This is a genomic window from Streptococcus sp. XMC, from assembly GCF_021341835.1.
GTDB lineage: Bacteria > Bacillota > Bacilli > Lactobacillales > Streptococcaceae > Streptococcus.
In genome coordinates this window covers 812,920-832,203 of the sequence record NZ_JAJTNQ010000001.1, presented here as the reverse complement: position 1 = coordinate 832,203, position 19,284 = coordinate 812,920, and the positions used below count along the sequence as shown (strand labels likewise).

Genomic DNA, 19,284 nt, shown 5'->3' with positions numbered 1-19,284 from the left:
ATCTTTTTTACGTTAGAGCGATTCTATTTCTACCAAACCATTTTCGGTCAGACGATAGATTTTTTGGCAGACTTCTTTGAGGAAGGTCCGGTCATGGGAGACTGTAACTAGTCCGCCTGGGTAGTCTGCGAATAGGCGTCGAATTTCTGGTTGGGAAGTGGGGGAAAAATTGCGGGTAGGCTCGTCCAAGAGCAGAAACTGGGGACTTGTGAGTACTAGTTGCAGGAGAAAGAGTTTTCCTTGCTGGCCACCAGAAAGTTCTGAGATCGGATGGTGCATTTCCGAATAGGTAAAGTTGAGGGAGGCTAAATGCAATTGAATGGTGTTGATTTCTTCGCGATCGCCTGAATGCTGTAGAAATTGAACCGGTGTCTGAGTCAAAGGAAGGCCTTCAGTGTAATCTTGAGGCATATAGGCAGTACGGATGCTCTCATTCTTCTGTAAGATCTCCCATATCATTTTTAGGAAAGTGGATTTCCCTACACCGTTAGAACCGATAATCCCTATTTTGTCCTGCCCTTGAAGAGTGAGGGAGAGGTTCTTAATCAGGACCCGATCACCAATTGCGAGATCTTCCTGATCTAAGAGAAGGACTCGTTTTTGAGGAGACAAGGGAGTGAGGTGAGGAAAATGCAGATTGATGACTTCCTCATCATAGGGTTGGGGAGTCATAGATTGGAATACTCGCTCGTAGCGCTTTTCTTGTGAGAGGAGGGACTTCATTTTCTTTGCCAGGAGACGTCCGGCAGTGCTATCCTTGGTGTTTCGTAAGGAAGTTTCAACTTGCTGACGGACGCGGCGATGCTTCTCCATTGTTTTCTTATAGGTTCGTTGATCATTGGCAGCTTGCTGAGTCTGTTGCTTGAATTGTTGCTCCCTCTGGCTACTGTAGTCTTGATAGCCTAGGTGCTCCACAATCGTTTCAGCCTCCTTGCGGTGTTTGATCTGTCTTAGGTGGATGATCGTATCCGCCGTCTGCGTCAAAAAATCCTCATGATGGGAAATAAATAGGATTGTTTGGAGGCTCGTTTGGATCATCTGCTGGAGCCAGTCCAGGGTTTCCAAATCCAGATCATTTGAAGGTTCATCTAAAAATAACAATTCATGAGGACGACAAAGTTCGTGAAGCAGTTGGACTTTAAGGGCTTCTCCTCCAGATAGACTTCCAATAGCTTGGTCGCTTGTAAATCGGTTGCTATCAAACTGCAATTGATCAGCCAGTCTGTAGAGGGTGGCATAGTCTAGCTCGTCTTCTCCAAAAAAATATTCTTCCAATGTTTTTCCCTTCAATGCTTCCGGCAAAGTCTGGGGAATATAGGCATAGGAGTGAAAAGAAGTGGTGATTTCGCCTTCTATGGTCAGATAATCTGGTAGGGATTTTGGGGACATGAGGACTTGAAGTAAGGAAGATTTTCCATTTCCTTCTTCGCCAATAATGGCAACTTTTTCTCCTTCATGAATGGTTAGGGACAGATCGCGAACCAAATCTCGTAAATCTTTTGTATGGCGGATGGTGAGGTGGGATAGTTTTAGCATAAGATTCCTTTCTACTGGGACAAAAAACAGCTCTACCTATTTAGTAGAGCTGTATTCAAGTGGAACCCAAGCAGAAAAAGACCTAATATAGCCAACAAGAAGTTGGAGAATAGGCAAGAGGGTACACAAAAAGAGATAGAACAAGCAGTCCACTAAATAAAGTATCTTATTTAACGAAACTTAGTTGTTCATATCTCCTTACCTCCGAATGTGATTAGCTTTATTCTATTCCTTTCATTCCTTCTTGTCAAGGAAATCCTTACTTTACCCTCCCTTTTCTGCTCGGGCTTTGGTGCGAAATGTGGTATAATAAAGGTTATGCAAGCTAAACCGTCCTCTGCCTATGTGCATATTCCATTTTGTACCCAGATTTGTTATTATTGTGACTTTTCGAAGGTTTTTATCAAGAATCAGCCGGTCGATGCCTATCTGGAACACTTGATCCAGGAGACTCGATCGTATGAGATTGGCAAACTTCGGACTCTCTACATCGGTGGAGGGACTCCGACAGCTCTGTCCGCCCAACAACTGGCCTATCTCTTGACAGAATTGCCCAAGGTTATGGACCTATCGGAAGTAGAAGAGTTTACCATCGAAGCCAATCCTGGCGATTTGGATCCGGATAAGATCGCAGTTCTCAAGGAGTCTCAGGTCAATCGGGTCTCTCTGGGTGTCCAAACCTTTGATAACAAGATGCTGAAAAAGATCGGTCGGAGTCACCAGGAGCAGGATATCTATGACAATATCCGCCACCTCAAGCAGGCAGGATTTGACAATATTTCGATTGATTTGATCTATGCTCTGCCGGGTCAGACCATGGACCAGGTCAAGGAAAATGTCGCCAAGGCGATCGACTTGGACATCCCCCACATGAGTCTCTATAGTTTGATTTTAGAAAACCACACGGTCTTTATGAACCGCATGCGACGGGGCAAGCTTCCTCTCCCCAAAGAAGAGTTGGAAGCGGAGATGTTTGAGTACATCATTGAGGAACTGGAAAAAGCAGGCTTTGAGCACTATGAGATTTCCAATTTCTCCAAGCCTGGCTTTGAAAGTCGCCACAATCTGGTCTATTGGGATAATGCAGAATACTATGGCCTGGGAGCTGGTGCTTCCGGCTATGTCGATGGGATTCGCTACAAGAATCATGGCCCAATCCGGCATTACCTGGAAGCTGTTGAGGCTGGTAAGGCACGGATTACAGAGGAGCACCTGACACTGGAAGAGAAGATGGAAGAGGAGTTGTTCCTCGGTCTACGGAAAAAGACAGGTGTGTCTAAGGCACGTTTTGAAGAAAAATTTGGTATCTCCTTTGACCAACGCTATGGACAAGTGGTGGCCAGTCTAACGGAGCAGGGACTCTTGGTTCCAGATGACAAGCAAGTGCGGATGACTAAGAGAGGCTTGTTCCTTGGGGATACCGTAGCAGAGAAATTTATATTGGAGTAAACGATGGCTAAAATTTATCAGTATGACATGAAAGTCCCCTTTGATATGAGCGATGTGAATGGCTTTATCAAAATGCCACAGCTCATCCTCTTGTCCTTGCAAGTCTCAGGCATGCAGTCGATGGAGATTGGTATCAGTGACAGGGACCTGCTCGAACAGTACAATCTAGTCTGGATCATCACCGACTATGACATCACGGTTCATCGCCTGCCGGTCTTTGATGAACAGATTACCATTGAGACTCAGGCCCTGGCCCACAATCGTCTCTTTTGCTACCGTTCCTTTGTGGTCAGAGATCAGAATGGGGAAGCTATCGTCGAGATGGTGGCCACCTTTGTCTTGATGGATCGGGATAGTCGTAAGGTCCAATCCGTACCGGAGGAGATCACCGATCCATATGAGTCACCGTTTGAGAAGAAAATCCGCCGTGGTCCACGCTATCCAGAACTGAATGGGGCCATGGAGCAGGACTACCATGTGCGGTTCTATGATCTAGACATGAACGGTCATGTGAACAACAGCAAGTACCTAGACTGGGTCTTTGAAGTCATGGGAGCAGAATTCCTAACCCAGCATATCCCCAAACGTGTCCATCTCAAGTATGTTAAGGAGGTCCTTCCTGGAGGCATGATTACCTCTAGCGTTGAGCGAGAAGGGATGATCAGCAATCATGTCATCTCATCAGAAGGCCAAGTACACGCCCAAGCCCTCATCACTTGGGAAGAAATAGATAAGGAAACATTATGGAAAAAAGAAGATTAAAACAGAAAAAAGAAGACTTGATGGAGGTTCAACGACGGGTTGTTGCCTATGCTCGTCGTAAGAAAAATCCTCTCTATGTATTGGGAGATGGTTTCTTAACCTTAGTCGCAGCCTTTTATATCTTTATTGAGGAAGCGATTCGTTTTGTACGCTACCGATTGAATTTTGAAGACTTTCTTCGTTTTCTCAAGGAAGATGTACGCTGGTATCGTGTTTGGATTCATTTGATTTTGGCCTTTATCCTGCCTGTCGTCGTCTTTTCTTTGAGTATCACTAGCCAATCAGGTAGCTTTTGGAGTAACTTCTTTAATAAGCTCTCTCAAGGTGTCCTCTTCAGTACGACTGTCAGCCTCGCAGCGACTTTAATGACAGATTTCATTGAGACCATGAAGCCTATTCAGGCTGGCAAAGAGACTAATGAGGAAAAAGAAACTGGCGTCTATACCATTACCATTGATCAGGCTAAGATTGGTGGCTTAATGGTGACCATCGTCATCTTGATGATTTCATCCTTCCTCTTTACTCAGGCTGGAAAAGCAAGTATCAATTTCTTCGGTCTGGTCCTTCAATTTGCCTTATACGGGGCTTGCTTGCTTCTCTATGGAGCAGGTGGCCAGTTTCAATTTCAGGAGAAAGAAGCAGAGGAATTAAGTGAAAAAGGAGACCAAGAATCTCGTGACTTATAAGGGTTATTTAATTGACTTAGATGGAACTATTTATAAAGGGAAAGAGCGGATTCCAGCTGGGGAAGCCTTTGTCCACGAATTGCAAGAGCGTCAGATCCCCTACCTCTTTGTGACCAACAATACCACGCGGACGCCAGAAATGGTCCAAGAGATGCTGGCAGGCCAATTCAACATCGAAACGCCGCTGGATACCATCTATACAGCGACACTAGCAACCATTGATTATATGGTGGACATGAATCTTGGGAAAACTGCCTATGTCATTGGAGATGTGGGCTTGAAACAGGCCATTGCTGAAGCAGGTTTCGTCGAAGATACGGTAAATCCATCCTATGTCGTGGTGGGTCTTGACTGGGAAGTGGACTATGAGAAATTCTCCATCGCGACTTTGGCTATTCAAAAGGGAGCCCATTTCATCGGGACAAATCCAGACCTCAATATCCCGACAGAGCGCGGAATGATGCCAGGGGCTGGTGCTCTAAATGCCCTGATTGAAGCGGCAACGCGCGTGAAGCCAACCTTTATCGGGAAGCCCAATGCCATCATCATGGATAAGGCCATCGCTCACCTAGGACTAGAGCGCGAAGAAGTGGTCATGGTGGGAGATAATTACCTGACCGACATCCGAGCAGGGATTGACAATGGCATCCCTACTTTGCTAGTGACCACTGGCTTTACCAAGCCAGAAGAAGTACCAGACCTGCCCTTGCCACCAACGCATGTCCTATCGAGCTTAGCGGAGTGGGATTTCGATGCGTGATCGGTTAAAAGTAACGGGCTTTGTCCTCTGGCTCTTAGCAACGGTGATTTTGGGGACCATTCTACTAGCCTGGTTGATCTATCCCATGGAGATTAGCTGGTTACGAATTCATAATCGGACCGGTTTGGCTCCAACAGTCATCCAGAAGAATTTTCAGATCCTTATGCAGTATTTGACCAGTCCTTTTACCTGGAAGCTGGACATGCCGGATTTTCCATCCTCTCCGGATGGTCTCCATCATTTTCAAGCAGTCAAATACCTCTTTCACCTGACCCAGGTCTTATTCCTGGTCTTGTTGCCAGTGGCTGTACGATTTATTCGAACAGTGATGCGTAAGGGCTACGCAAGCCTCTATCGCCCTTTATTTGGTGGGATGGTTCTCTTGCCGATCATCATAGGAGGAGTGACCCTCTTTATTGGTTTTGATCAATTCTTTACCCTCTTTCACCAAGTCCTCTTTGTCGGAGATGCTACCTGGCTCTTTGATCCTTATCGGGATCCGATTATTCTAGCTTTACCGGAGGACTATTTCCTACATGCCTTTCTGATTTTCTTTGTATTGTATGAAGGGGCTTTTGGATGGTGCTACGGGTGGAGTCGGAAAAGAAAAACAGTAGATTAGTGGAGTGAATGGATGAAACAGTTCAATCGATTTATAGATCCTAAAAAGGATTTGGGAAGCTTTTCAGGGATGGTTTGCCTCTATCTCTTGGTCATGGTCTTTGTCAGCATCATTTCGACCTTTGCCATTACCCTCTTTATGTATGGACGGTATGGGGTGGAGATGGCAGAGAAGCAGGAGGAAGTCGCTTCAATCATCAATGGAAATGGGATTAGCTACTTGATATCTGTCAGTATAGGTGTCCTCCTATTTGCCCTTTATCGGCAAGGATCCCTCTTTAAAGGAGATGTGAGACAAAAGGGACGCAAGATGACCTGGCAGACTTTCTTAGTGTTTATTGCCTTCTTGGGGTTTGCCCAATTGGCTTCTAGTGCCTTATCACAGCTCTTAGACCACATGATGGAAACCCTGGGATTTTTCAAGCCTCAAGAGGACATGTCTGAACAACTCAGCCAATCTTGGAGTCTCTTACTCTATGCGACCCTGATTGGTCCCATCACTGAGGAATTGGTATTCCGGGCCGCTGGACTGAGAGCCTTAGAAAAGTATGGAAAAGTCTTTGCAATCGTCATGACAGCCTTGGCTTTTGGAATGTTCCATGCCAATTTTGATCAGTTGTTCTTTGCGACGATTATCGGCTTTGGCTTTGGCTACTTGACCTTCGAGTATTCGATCTGGTGGGCCATTTTCTATCATATCTTTAACAACCTGGTCCTCTCTCAAGGGCTTCATTACCTCGGTACGCATGTCAATATGAATGTAGCCGAGTGGGTTCAAATTCTAGTCTTTTTAGGTGGAACCATCGCCTTTACCATCGTCTTGATTTTAAAGAGAAAAGCTATTTTTCACTACATACAAGAAAACCGACCAGCACCAGGCGTCTTCCAAAGAAGCATGTATTCCTTCTGGTTCTGGGTCTTGGTCCTCGGGACAACCCTTATGTCCTTACTTCCTTACCTAAGAGGCTATTAATATCAAGAGGGATCGTGTTAGATCTCTCTCAAATTGAATATAAAATCTTCTGAAAAACTTTCCTTAGGTGAGTACGGACGTCAGCGAACTTCGAAGAAGTTCCATGACTAATTATTGAGCCTAAGGTCTCAATAATTCCGATGCCTGAAACAATTACGTTTCAGGCATTTTTCTCACAGCGGAAAGTTTTTGATCCTCTTAAATGAATAAAAGATTCAATTTTTTTATAAACATCTAACTGTCTTATGTAAAATAATAGTTTGTTTCCATTCATGAAAGGATTATTTTATATCCCTCTTTTTGCTATAATAGAGGTAGTAGAAGTGATGGTAAGCGATTAGGTTGATTGGGAATTGCTTGCTGCATCACAGCTTGGTCTAGATCTACTAAGAAGGATTCGAAAGAAATTGTCAATGAAATAAGGAGATTTATGGTTAAAGATTATAGAGAACTCAGAAAGCGTTACAATATTCCAGTGATCGTCCTATTGGTCATTCTAGCCCTACCATTTTTGTATATTGTGCACGTAACCCAAAGTAAAAATATTGCAACCATTTGTTTTTTGATTTACCTAATGATGGAGCTGGTTCTAGCTATCATTAAAGATACTCTTTTAATCAAAAAGTTGTATATTCTCATCTATGAGGATATCAATCTAGACCTGATGGCAAGCTATATTCTGACTCAAAAAAGAAAGAGTATCAAAACGATTAAGGTGAGAGTACTGATTGCCATACTTTTCTACTATTATCGGATTGGTGACTTTGGATCTATTGAAGCAGTTGCAAAGGAACTCAAACAGAATCAGAAGTTTACAGATGTTGAACAAGTAACATTAAATGAAATTCTACTGAATGCGAACCTATTTTCAAGGCTGGATTTGAAGGAAGATGAGTTTGAGGAGTTACTAGCTAACTATTTAGCAGATGATGAATCGCTCAAGATGGCTTACAGAGCCCGCTACGATATTCTGGTCAAAAAAGAAGCTAATGATGCCATCTTAAAGGAAGTAAAAACTACCAAATTCTCTCAATTGGAATCCATCTACCTAAGGGCAGTCAATGAGTACCTCAAAGGGAATAGAAATAAGGCAAGGGAGCTATTTGCTACCATTGCGAAAGAAGATGAGAGACTCTATCTGGTCAGAATGGCTCAGGCCTATCTAGGTAGTGAAAACTCAGGAGGAAAGAGTGTTTCGCTTGATGCAAGACAAGAAGAAGTCACTGTAAAACTATTGCGTTTGAAGCTGGTAGAAGAGGAGCCGGTCAAACGAGATATAGCAGCTAAATCTAATAAAGGTCTTGCTTTTTTCAGAGGCTGGAAAATCGCTCTTCTTTTAATCCCACCATTTTTAATGTATGCGATAATTTTAAGCATCCTAGCAGTCCTCAAAAAAATAGGGTCGTTCCTTCCCAAAAAATTTAAAATGGGGTTGCTTTTATTAATTCCTGTAGCAATGATCATATTCTATATCAAACAAGAACAAGAATTGAATGCTATTAAAGATGGCAGGTATTATCTAGTGGTTAAGAGTAAATCATCTAATACAGCTTCTATAGATAAGTCGACTTGGGTAGAGTTTTCTGGGGATTATATTATTCTCAAAGAAGGAAATACAACGACTACTATTCTGTATAATAGTGAGGATCGAAGTTTTGAAAAAGATGGAATAATTTATAGGTTTACTGATGACCATGGAGACTTATCCATCAGTGACATGGTTTCACACGAGTCCGTGTCATATGTCAGTACAGAGAGTTCAATGTTCCCTAAATCTGAAAAAGGAAAGTAATTGTTCAAGATTGAAATGCTTTGTCCATTTTTTAGAGTAGATGCATTTTTAGGGTGTTAGTAGAGGTAGAGGTGGAAAGTGAAGATTAGCAGAAAAACGTTCTTACGAAGTTTAGGGGTACTTATAGGGATTGGACTCTTGGTAAGCATCAGTTTTTATACCTATCAAGGATATTTAACGAAGAAATATTCAGGATTTCTATATTACACTGGAAAAGCGAAAATTGACTCTTACGAGTTTATTGCAGATGGTCAAGGTGTTATTGTTCATTGGGACCCTGTTGAGTCTGAGAAAAAGGAGTTGCATAAGTATAATGAGTACTTGATCACGGAGTGGCGTAATCCAACATCCCGACACTATGTTCTCAGAGATAATATGAAATTGCCAAAACATCCTTCCGACATCCATGAAACTGTCAGAAAGGATGCTTATTGGACCCTGTCCATGTATAAAGTGGAGGGAAATCGTCTGAAAGAAGAACCTGAGATTGATTTACTTGCTACGGTTGATCAGTATAAAAAAGGCTATATTTCAAATGATCTTGGTCCTGTCTTTTCGTATAAAGGAAAAGATTATTTAACGCTTTATGTGAGACCATTAAAAGAATGGAAAAATGAAAAGAAAGTATTTTTAAACCTTCAAACCAGAAAAGTTGAAGAAGTCGTAGCGCTTGAATCGATGGAAGATCCATTGCCACAAACTGAAGTAAATGTTAAAGATTTTTCAGAGCTTGGTATTAAAGATTCCATTTTAGATATCAACCAATTTGTGGTTGAGAAAAAGACGTTAAAAACTTCTCCTATCAGCAAAGATAGAAAAGCAATGTCTATTCTAGAAAAAGAAAATTCAACTATCATTGTTTTGAACAATATGAATACGATTGATTTTGGTCCGCGACTTGTTTCGGTGTATCCACTATTTTATCCTAAAGGATATAGCCCAACCGAATATCTGTATATTCCAAAAGAACTTTCAGTAGATGGTCAGGACCATGATACTAAAAATAAACAAGAGTTTGATCAGTACTATGATATTGATAAAGCTAAACAATTGTATCATCTCACTGATTGATTGAACTAGGCTGGCTGTCTCGTGGGAGTTCCAGTTGGGATTCTTTCATTTTGGAACTTTAGAAAGCATACGATTTAAAATGAATACTATGATATAACAATATAAAGAGGGGCATTGCTCCTCTTTTTTGCTATAATAGAGAGTATGAATAACTTGATTAAATCAAAGCTCGAGCTCTTGCCGACGAGTCCGGGCTGTTACATTCACAAAGACAAGAACGGTACCATCATCTATGTGGGGAAGGCCAAAAATCTTCGCAATCGGGTGCGGTCCTATTTCAGAGGGAGCCACGATACCAAGACGGAAGCCCTGGTATCTGAGATTGTGGATTTTGAGTTTATCGTTACCGAGTCCAATATTGAGGCCTTGCTTCTTGAGATCAACCTGATCAAGGAGAACAAGCCCAAGTACAATATCATGCTCAAGGACGACAAGTCCTATCCCTTCATCAAGATTACCAATGAGCGCTATCCGCGCCTCATCATCACGCGCCAGGTCAAAAAGGATGGTGGTCTCTATTTTGGTCCCTATCCGGATGTGGGAGCGGCCAATGAGATCAAGCGGCTTTTGGATCGGATTTTCCCATTCCGCAAGTGTACCAATCCGCCTTCCAAGGTCTGCTTTTACTATCATCTAGGGCAGTGCATGGCCCATACAGTCTGCCACAAGGACGAGGCCTATTTTAAGGGCATGGCCCAGGAGGTTTCTGATTTCCTTAAGGGGCAGGATGATAAGATTATCGATGAGCTCAAGCTCAAGATGACTACCGCTGCGCAGAACATGGAATTCGAGCGGGCGGCCGAGTATCGTGATTTGATCCAGGCTATTGGGACCCTACGGACCAAACAGCGGGTCATGGCCAAGGATTTGCAGAACCGGGATGTCTTTGGCTACTACGTAGACAAGGGCTGGATGTGTGTGCAGGTCTTCTTTGTTCGTCAAGGCAAGCTGATCGAGCGTGACGTCAATCTCTTCCCTTACTACAATGATCCGGACGAGGATTTCTTGACCTATGTGGGACAGTTTTACCAGGAGAAATCCCACCTGATCCCCAATGAAATCCTGATTCCTCAGGATATTGATGAGGAAGCGGTCAAGGTCCTAGTGGATACCAAGGTCCTCAAGCCCCAGCGTGGGGAGAAGAAGCAGTTGGTCAATCTGGCCATCAAGAATGCGCGTGTCAGTCTGGAGCAGAAGTTTAATCTCCTTGAAAAATCCATGGAAAAGACCCAAGGTGCTATTGAAAACCTTGGAAAACTTCTGCAAATTCCAACTCCTGTGCGCATTGAGTCTTTTGATAACTCCAACATCATGGGGACCAGTCCGGTCTCTGCCATGGTGGTCTTTGTCAATGGGAAGCCAAGCAAAAAGGACTACCGCAAGTACAAGATCAAGACTGTCGTCGGGCCAGATGACTATGCTAGCATGCGGGAAGTCATTCGCAGACGCTATAGCCGGGTTATGCGGGATGGCCTGACGCCACCAGATCTGATCGTTATCGATGGGGGTCAGGGGCAGGTCAATATTGCTAAGCAAGTCATCCAAGATGAGTTGGGGTTGGATATTCCCATCGCAGGCCTGCAAAAGAATGACAAGCACCAAACCCATGAATTGCTCTTTGGGGATCCTCTCCAAGTCATTGAACTCTCACGGACTTCGCAGGAATTTTTCCTTCTCCAGCGGATCCAGGATGAAGTCCACCGTTTCGCCATCACCTTCCACCGCCAGCTACGGTCCAAGAATTCCTTCTCCTCTCAGCTGGACGGCATCGAAGGCTTGGGACCAAAACGTAAGCAGTTACTGATGAAACACTTCAAGTCACTGACCAAGATCAAAGAAGCCACTGTGGATGAGATTGTCACGGTCGGCATCCCACGAGCAGTAGCGGAGGCGGTGCAAGTCAAGCTCCATCAAGGAAAGCAGGAAGAAGCAAGTCCCTTGATGGAAGTGGCGGAGTCCTCCCAAGGATTTGAGTAATTGCACCATCCATTTTCATGGATGGTTTTCACTTTTTGTACTCGTTTTTGTTATACTTAAGGCACACAGATTTTTCAATCCATAAAGGAGTAGTTATGAACCATCGAATCGCTATTTTATCTGATATTCACGGAGATACGACAGCCCTGGAGGCAGTGATTGCGGATGCGCGTGCTCTAGGCGCGACGGAATACTGGCTTTTAGGGGACATTTTGCTACCGGGACCTGGACGAGAGGACCTTTTTGACTTGCTGGATGCGATTCCGATTACAGCGGCTGTTCGAGGAAATTGGGACGATTGTGTTCTAGAGGCCTTGGATGGCGAGTACGGACTTGAGGATCCGCAGGAGATCCAGCTTCTTCGTCTCACTCAGTACCTCATGGAAGGACTAGATCCTAAGCGGATCGATTGGCTTCGCTCGCTTCCACTAGTGGAGAAGAAGGAGGTCAATGGCATTCGCTTTTCACTAAGCCACAACTTGCCAGAAAAGAATTATGGTGGGGACTTGCGTCCAGCTAATGCGACGGAGAACTTTGATCAATTGCTGGATGATCAGACAGATATGGCCATCTACGGGCATGTCCACAAGCAGTTGCTTCGCTATGGCAGTCAGGGCCAGCAGATTCTTAATCCAGGGACTATTGGCATGCCATATTTCGACTGGGAACCAATTCAAAACCACAGGGCCCAGTATGCTCTGATCGATGTCGAGGCAGATGGGGTGACCAACCTGCACTTTCGGAAGGTGGCCTACGACTATGAAGCAGAGCTCCAAGATGCTAAGGACAAGGGCCTTCCCTTTATTGAGATGTACGAAGAACTGAGACGCGAGGATAACTATCGGGGCCATAACAACGAGCTTCTAACTTCCTTGATTGAACAACACGACTATCTAAAGGAGGCTAATGCTTTCCTTCAGTCTATAAAAACACATAAGGGGTAAGTAATAAAGAAATGGGATTAACTGTTGATCAGCATAGAGAGCTTGTGGTAAATGATATCCGACAAGCCCTTCAACATGTTTTTGGTGAGCATTTCGAGATTGTAGATATAGAAACGACGGCCCGGAGTGCTTATGGTCCGACATTTATTCTTGAGGTTCATCTTGAAGTATATAAGACAACAATAAATATGTTGGTTGAAGGTAACGATGTATCACTCCTCTGGGGTCCTGAAAGATTCGGGATGGAGTTTTTGTATGATCGAGATCGTTTTCGGGATAGCTTCGGAAAGATCAAAGCTTATCTGGATCAACCTGGCCTTATGTTTTCTGAAACACTGACTCCTGATAATCTCTTAAAAAAGCGTTTCCTCCTTAAAAGAATGATAGAATCGACCTTTGAGGGAATAGCAATAATAGACTTCTGGAGAAGCCCCTTCGAAAAGAATGAACCCTTTAGGGTTGTCTTTACTTGTTTGTTGCCTCATTATCCAGCTTTTTTTAGCTTTGAGATAGCGGGTCAGCAGTTTGTCCTTGAAGAGATAGCCCCAGCAATGTCTGGGATAGAAAGACAAGACTTCCCATTTCCTCAACCTATTGATCTAACTGTTTCCAATATGACTTCTTTCTTGGATTGGTTTAAAGATAGTCTAGAAGGGAATACTTCCACTGATACGTTTTCTGCTTTAACACTCCCCCTTGATCCTGCTACAGTTGAAGAAAAAGTTTCCCAAGCACAAGAGATAATCCGATCGACGTTTACAAAGGATGTTTCCTTTATGGAAGCGAACAAACTGGTCAAGTCTAATAGTTTTTATGGCGTTGATTTTTCAGTTCTTTCTGAATATTATGATGCGAGCTTTTCAATTAGCTTGGTTGGACGACACTTTGCTCTTCGTGTTATGAAGCCGGATAAGGCCGACAAGAAAGACAATTGGATGATCAATGGCTTTCCTTATCTGTTGACGGAGGAAAATCTTAGCAAAGTCATCAAGGAAGCAGAGGCCTATTTTGCCAGACAGCTAGAACCAGTTGAAAAGAACGTAGGGTCAACTAAAAGTAATAGTGAAGTAAAACCAAGCACCCCAGCTCCAGTAGAAGTAGACCAAGCTAAGGAGAAAGAAGAGGCACTCAAAAAAGAGTATTTAGGATTGAGAAAACTATGGAAAGTCCAGATCCTGATTTTCTGTCTGTTGATGATTGCCGTCTTCGCCCTAGAAGTGTATATGGGGGGAGCTGGTTATAAGGCCTTTAAGATGAAAATTAAGTATAGTTGGATTTCTGTCCATAGTTTTTCTTTTCTCTTTCTGACCTTGTATGCATTGTTGACCCTCTTCCCGACTCAAAAGAGAATCTATGAGCTCTTACCTCAAAACCCTAGTTGGAAATCTCTTTCGACCAAGAAAGTTCGTATGCCTAAGAAGGAAACTGGCTGGACCTCTTTAGTGATCCTGATCATGGTTCTTATGGGGACGCTTGATTTCCTCAGTCGCAAGCCAGAACCAAAGTTTGAAAATCCGTTGAACTATCAAGAAATCGACAAGCTCTATGAGGAAGAAAGAAATTCTCGCTACGACGATATTATCAACAAAATCCAAGACTCTAGTGGTCAGTTCTTTGAAAAAGAAAGTCCTGCATCAGAATGATCTGATCTCGTAGAAGGGCCAGGAGCCTAGTTGAAAAGGAAACCGACTCTTCAATGAAAAAACTCTGCAAGCTCTTTCATTTTGTGTTAAAATAGAGGTAATAGAATTAGAAAAGGAAGTTGACTATGAAATTCCTAGAACTCAACAAAAAACGTCATGCGATCAAGCATTTTACAGATCAGCCGGTCGATCCAAAGGATGTACGGACAGCTATTGAAATTGCGACCTTGGCTCCAAGTGCGCACAATAGCCAACCATGGAAATTCGTGGTCGTTCGTCAGAAAAATGCGGAATTGGCTAAACTAGCCTATGGTGGGAACTATGACCAAGTCATGGAAGCACCTGTGACCATCGCTCTCTTTACAGATACCGATTTGCAACGTCGGGCTCGGAAGATTGCGCGTGTCGGTGGGGTCAAGAACTTCACAGAGGAGCAGTTGCAATACTTCATGCAAAACCTTCCTGCAGAATATGCTCGCTACAATGAACAACAGATTAGCGATTACTTGGCTTTGAATGCTGGATTGGTCGCAATGAACTTGGTATTGGCCTTGACGGACCAAGGAATCGGCTCAAACATCATCCTTGGCTTTGACAAATCAAAAGTCAATGAAGTCTTGGAAATCGAAGAGCGTTTCCGTCCAGAACTCTTGATCACAGTCGGTTACGCAGCGGAGAAGGTAGAACCTAGCTACCGCTTGCCAGTAGACGAAATCATTGAAAAACGCTAATAGAAACTGAAAGAACCGGATGGTCTCGTCTCTACGATACAAGTCCGGTTTTCTAGAATCCTTTGGCAGTCGCTGAAGGGATTCTATAGGATTCAATTTAAATCGAAATAACGGAGGAATGCATGACAACAATTGACTTTAAAGCAGAAGTAGAAAAACGTCGCGAAGAAATGATGGCTGACCTTTTCAGTCTCTTGGAAATCAACTCAGAACGGGATGACAGCCAGGCGGATGCGACTCACCCTTACGGACCTGGACCAGTCAAAGCTCTTGAAAAATTCTTGGAAATTGCTGAGCGTGATGGCTACGAAACAACCAACGTGGACAACTATGCTGGACACTTCACCTTTGGACAAGGGGAAGAAGAGCTCGGAATCTTTGCCCATATGGACGTGGTACCTGCAGGTAGTGGCTGGAATACAGACCCTTATAAACCTGAGATTATCGACGGCAAGCTTTATGCGCGTGGTTCATCAGATGACAAGGGGCCTACAGTAGCTTGTTACTACGGTTTGAAGATTATTAAGGATCTGGGATTACCAGTTTCTAAGCGTGTGCGCTTCGTTGTCGGTACAGATGAAGAGTCTGGCTGGGGCGATATGGACTACTATTTCAAACACGTCGGACTTCCTGATCCAGACTTTGGTTTTTCACCAGATGCGGAGTTCCCAATCATTAACGGAGAAAAAGGAAACATCACCGAGTACCTCCACTTCGGTGGCCAAAACACAGGTCAAGCGCATCTTCATAGCTTCACAGGTGGCCTTCGTGAAAACATGGTACCAGAGTCAGCGACAGCAGTCGTTTCTGGGCAATTACCAGATCTAGCTGGTCTCTTGGAGGCCTTTGCCAATGACCACCAACTTCGTTACGAAGTGGTAACAAAGGATGACGGTAAATTTAAAGTTACCATTATCGGGAAATCTGCCCACGGCTCTACTCCAGAAGCTGGGATCAATGGAGCAACCTATTTGGCTCTCTTTTTGAATCAGTTTGACTTCGGTGGAGATGCCAAAGCATACTTGCAAGTGTCAGCATCTCTTCTTCATGAGGACTTTGCTGGTGAGAAACTTGGCATTGCCCATGTGGATGAAAAGATGGGGGCTCTCAGCGTTAATGCGGGTGTCTTCAACTTCGACGAAAACAGCTCAGATAACACCATCGCCTTGAACATTCGTTACCCTAAAGGAACAGATCCAGAAACCATCAAGGCTGGTCTTGGAAAAGTAGAAGGAGTGGCGTCCGTTAGCTTGTCTGCCCACGGCCACACCCCTCACTATGTTCCAATGGAAGATGAATTGGTCTCAACGCTTTTGCGTGTCTATGAAAAACAAACCGGACTGAAAGGTCATGAGCAAGTAATCGGTGGCGGAACCTTTGGTCGTCTATTGAAACGTGGGGTTGCCTTCGGTGCCATGTTCCCAGACTATGTGAACACCATGCACCAAGCCAATGAATTTGCGGATGTAGAAGATCTCTACCGTGCAGCTGCAATCTACGCAGAAGCCATCTACGAACTCATCAAATAAGACTCTACTCAGTCGGCACTTGCTGGCTGAGTTTTTGCTTAATGGAGGAGAAATGGATCAACTAAAGCTGATCAAAGAGGCCATTATGGCCGATCCACAAAACAAAGACTATACGGATAAAGGGATCGAGCCCTTATTTGCAGCACCAAAGACTGCTCGGATCAATATTATTGGCCAAGCGCCTGGTCTCAAGACCCAAGAAGCAGGTCTCTATTGGAAGGACAAGAGTGGAGACCGTCTAAGGGAGTGGTTAGGAGTCGATGAAGAAACCTTCTATCATTCGGGTCTATTTGCGGTCATTCCCATGGACTTTTATTTTCCAGGGCATGGCAAGTCAGGGGACCTGCCACCTCGCAAAGGCTTTGCGGAAAAGTGGCACCCACAACTCCTCAAGGAGTGTCCGGATATAGAGTTGACCCTCTTGATTGGCCAGTACGCCCAAGCCTACTATCTCCATGAGAAGGTTAGTGGCAAGGTGACAGAACGGGTGCGTCGGTTCAAGGACTATCTGCCAGATTATTTCCCTCTGGTCCATCCTTCACCTCGCAACCAGATCTGGATGGCCAAGAACCCCTGGTTTGAGACAGAAGTAGTTCCCGATCTCCAGGCTCGGGTTCAGCAGATTTTAAGAGAGTACAAAAAGAATAATGAGTGATAACCACAATAGGAGGTATTGCCATGGATGCATATCAAAAAGTCAAAGACAAACTAGATGAACTCGGGATTGAATTTGATGTGGTGGAACATACTCCAGCATTTACTACTGAGCAGGCCGATTCTTATATTGAAGGTCTCGAAGGGGTCCGGACAAAGAGCATGTTTTTGACCAACAAAAAGAAAACCCAGTACTATCTGCTCATCATGGATGATCAGAAATCTTTAGATATGGATGACTTCAAAGAGCAAGTAGGAGCCAATCGGATCCGCATGGCTTCAGCTGAATCGCTAGCTGAAAAAATGCAATTACCAGCAGGGACGGTATCCCCATTTGGCTTGTTAAACAATGAAGAAAAAGATATTCTCGTCTATTTCGATCAGGACATTGTATCAGAAGAGATCATGACCTTCCATCCGAACACCAATGAAAAGACCATCTTTATCAAAACCAAAGACCTATTCCGCTTTTTAGAGTCCATTGACTTTAACTATGAAATACTAACCTTGCCATAGTGGCCTCAAAAAGGAGAAATCATGAAAGAAATTCCATTTAATGACTTTGTAGCAAAGTACCAGGCAGGAGAAATCCAAGTCCTCGATGTCCGTGAGCAAGAGGAATATGATGCCCTTCATCTGGACGGAGTGACCTTGCTTCCCTTATCAGTGTTGGCAGAACGGTACGCAGAACTAGACAGGGAGCAAGCCTATTATGTCATCTGCAAGTCTGGTCGACGCTCGGCCCGTGCCTGCCAATTTTTGGAAGAAGAGGGCTATGATGTAACCAACGTCCAAGGTGGCATGGATGCATTTGACTAGTTGGGAAATCCCAGCTAGTGAATGCCAGTAGAACATTGAATTCTAGCGAAAATTTTTATATAATATATCTGTATTTTATTTTATAAGGAGATTATTTTATGATCAAACAGGATTGGCTTGATTACTTTGAAGCTGTGAACGGTCGTTCAGCAACTGAAGCAGAGATCGCTCAAGCATTGGCTGCTGGTGAGTTCCAAGAAGAACAAGTAGCCCAAGAGGCTTCACAATTTGTAGGGGCTCCAGTAGCTCCAGAGCAAGCAAATGCTGGCTTTGTTGCTGCTCCAGCTGCACCAGAAGAAGTGACTTCACAGTACGTTGCTGCGCCAGAAGCACCAGTTCAAGAAGCGCCACAATTCACTGCTGCGCCAGAAGCACCAGTGCAAGAAGCGCCACAATTCACTGCTGCACCAGAAGCGCCTGTGCAAGAAGCGCCACAATATACTGCTGCGCCAGAAGCACCAGTTCAAGAAGCGCCACAATTCAATGCTGCACCAGAAGCACCAGTCTTTGGTGCTCAACCAAACGGCTTCCAACAAGCGCCTCAACAACAGCCACAACCAGGATTTGGTCAACCTGCTTCAGGTCAAGCTCCAGGTCAAGTATTCCAACAAGCCCCTTATCCAGGTCAACCTCAACCAGGTCAAGCCTATTATGCACAACCTGCTCAACCAAACGCCTTTGGTCAAGCGATGAAAGGATTCTGGTCATGGATCGTTTCTGCTTTGGCTCGCCCAACAGTAGAAAACCAACCAAAAATCTTGAATGGTATCCTTCATTATGTGTTAACAGCTTTCATCCTTAGCCTCTCACTTTTCTTCGTGGCGAGTGCCTTCCCTTACGCTCAAGTAGGATTTACGGCTTACTTATTGATTGTCATTGTAACTTTCTTTACACTTTATACTATTCAATTGACTGGTTTCTTGGTTCGTCACCTTGTCTTGCAAGACAAAGAGTACACCTACAAACGTTCATTCGATGAGTTTGCTCGCTTGTCTATCTATGCCTTGCCTGCATCCCTCATTGTCTTGATCCTTTCTCTAGTCAAGTACTTTGAAGGATTTAGCTTCCTTCTATCTTTGATCTTTGTTCTCTACTTCTTAGGCTTGTTCTACACTGTTTACCAAGGTTTGAACAGAACAAAATTCAAGGCTGACAAATTCTTGTTGCTCCTTGCTTCTACAGCAGTCATTCTTGTCATCTTCACCATTGTTGGCATGATTGACAGACGCATTTTAGAACAAGTATCCTTCTATATCGCTTCCTTCTTCTAATCAGATAGGGAAACGGTCATAATATCTTGTTCAACAACTATCGGATAAAAATAATTTAGGTTTTAG

At 44.0% G+C, this 19,284-nt stretch carries 18 protein-coding genes; 17 read left to right on the top strand and 1 reads right to left on the bottom strand.

All coding sequences use genetic code 11. From position 1 onward, the window contains the following. Positions 1-12 precede the first annotated feature (12 nt). Positions 13-1,536, bottom strand: coding sequence for an ATP-binding cassette domain-containing protein (locus LXO72_RS03900; protein WP_154858300.1), 1,524 nt, complete (start codon positions 1,534-1,536; stop codon positions 13-15). Positions 1,537-1,854: 318 nt separating this feature from the next. Between LXO72_RS03900 and hemW the strand changes: the two genes are divergently transcribed. From hemW to LXO72_RS03815, 17 genes are all read left to right on the top strand, one after another. After that, positions 1,855-2,985, top strand: coding sequence for a radical SAM family heme chaperone HemW (hemW, locus tag LXO72_RS03895; protein WP_117744164.1), 1,131 nt, complete (start codon positions 1,855-1,857; stop codon positions 2,983-2,985). A gap of 3 nt (positions 2,986-2,988) precedes the next feature. Beyond that, positions 2,989-3,747 carry an acyl-ACP thioesterase domain-containing protein gene (locus LXO72_RS03890; RefSeq protein ID WP_117744165.1) on the top strand — a complete coding sequence of 253 codons (759 nt, stop codon included), beginning with the start codon at positions 2,989-2,991 and terminating at the stop codon, positions 3,745-3,747. Next, on the top strand, positions 3,729-4,433 hold the full coding sequence (locus LXO72_RS03885; RefSeq protein WP_023023018.1) for a hypothetical protein: 705 nt from the start codon (positions 3,729-3,731) through the stop codon (positions 4,431-4,433). Before LXO72_RS03890 ends, LXO72_RS03885 begins: the two co-directional genes overlap by 19 nt. Then, complete coding sequence (locus tag LXO72_RS03880) at positions 4,423-5,193, top strand: TIGR01457 family HAD-type hydrolase (RefSeq protein WP_154858298.1); 771 nt, start codon at positions 4,423-4,425, stop codon at positions 5,191-5,193. Before LXO72_RS03885 ends, LXO72_RS03880 begins: the two co-directional genes overlap by 11 nt. Next, entirely contained in the window at positions 5,186-5,815 is a 630-nt protein-coding gene (locus tag LXO72_RS03875; protein ID WP_154858296.1) for a TIGR01906 family membrane protein, read from the top strand. The genes LXO72_RS03880 and LXO72_RS03875 overlap by 8 nt, the downstream gene beginning before the upstream one ends. A 12-nt stretch (positions 5,816-5,827) precedes the next feature. Beyond that, positions 5,828-6,787 (top strand): CPBP family intramembrane glutamic endopeptidase, encoded by a 960-nt coding sequence (locus LXO72_RS03870; protein WP_154858294.1) that lies wholly within the window; start codon positions 5,828-5,830, stop codon positions 6,785-6,787. A gap of 430 nt (positions 6,788-7,217) precedes the next feature. Then, positions 7,218-8,579 (top strand): hypothetical protein, encoded by a 1,362-nt coding sequence (locus tag LXO72_RS03865; RefSeq protein WP_233331578.1) that lies wholly within the window; start codon positions 7,218-7,220, stop codon positions 8,577-8,579. 78 nt (positions 8,580-8,657) lie between these two features. Further along, on the top strand, positions 8,658-9,650 hold the full coding sequence (locus tag LXO72_RS03860) for a hypothetical protein (protein ID WP_154858290.1): 993 nt from the start codon (positions 8,658-8,660) through the stop codon (positions 9,648-9,650). A 144-nt stretch (positions 9,651-9,794) separates the two neighbouring features. Beyond that, on the top strand, positions 9,795-11,627 hold the full coding sequence (uvrC, locus tag LXO72_RS03855) for an excinuclease ABC subunit UvrC (protein WP_154858288.1): 1,833 nt from the start codon (positions 9,795-9,797) through the stop codon (positions 11,625-11,627). A 95-nt stretch (positions 11,628-11,722) separates the two neighbouring features. Then, a complete protein-coding gene (locus LXO72_RS03850; protein ID WP_233331577.1) occupies positions 11,723-12,571 on the top strand; it encodes a metallophosphoesterase family protein in 849 nt (282 codons plus the stop codon). A gap of 11 nt (positions 12,572-12,582) precedes the next feature. Next, complete coding sequence (locus LXO72_RS03845; RefSeq protein ID WP_233331576.1) at positions 12,583-14,214, top strand: hypothetical protein; 1,632 nt, start codon at positions 12,583-12,585, stop codon at positions 14,212-14,214. A gap of 125 nt (positions 14,215-14,339) precedes the next feature. Further along, a complete protein-coding gene (locus tag LXO72_RS03840; RefSeq protein ID WP_125329487.1) occupies positions 14,340-14,945 on the top strand; it encodes a nitroreductase family protein in 606 nt (201 codons plus the stop codon). Between the two features lie 122 nt (positions 14,946-15,067). Then, positions 15,068-16,474: a dipeptidase PepV gene (gene pepV, locus LXO72_RS03835; protein WP_154858282.1), complete on the top strand. Its 1,407-nt coding sequence runs from the start codon at positions 15,068-15,070 to the stop codon at positions 16,472-16,474. Positions 16,475-16,526: 52 nt separating this feature from the next. Further along, positions 16,527-17,129, top strand: coding sequence for a uracil-DNA glycosylase family protein (locus LXO72_RS03830; protein ID WP_154858280.1), 603 nt, complete (start codon positions 16,527-16,529; stop codon positions 17,127-17,129). A 23-nt stretch (positions 17,130-17,152) separates the two neighbouring features. Beyond that, positions 17,153-17,644: a prolyl-tRNA synthetase associated domain-containing protein gene (locus LXO72_RS03825; RefSeq protein ID WP_154858278.1), complete on the top strand. Its 492-nt coding sequence runs from the start codon at positions 17,153-17,155 to the stop codon at positions 17,642-17,644. A gap of 21 nt (positions 17,645-17,665) precedes the next feature. After that, positions 17,666-17,947: a rhodanese-like domain-containing protein gene (locus LXO72_RS03820; protein WP_154858276.1), complete on the top strand. Its 282-nt coding sequence runs from the start codon at positions 17,666-17,668 to the stop codon at positions 17,945-17,947. Positions 17,948-18,045: 98 nt separating this feature from the next. After that, positions 18,046-19,218, top strand: a complete 1,173-nt coding sequence (locus tag LXO72_RS03815) for a Yip1 family protein (protein ID WP_233331575.1) — start codon at positions 18,046-18,048, stop codon at positions 19,216-19,218. Positions 19,219-19,284: the final 66 nt, after the last annotated feature.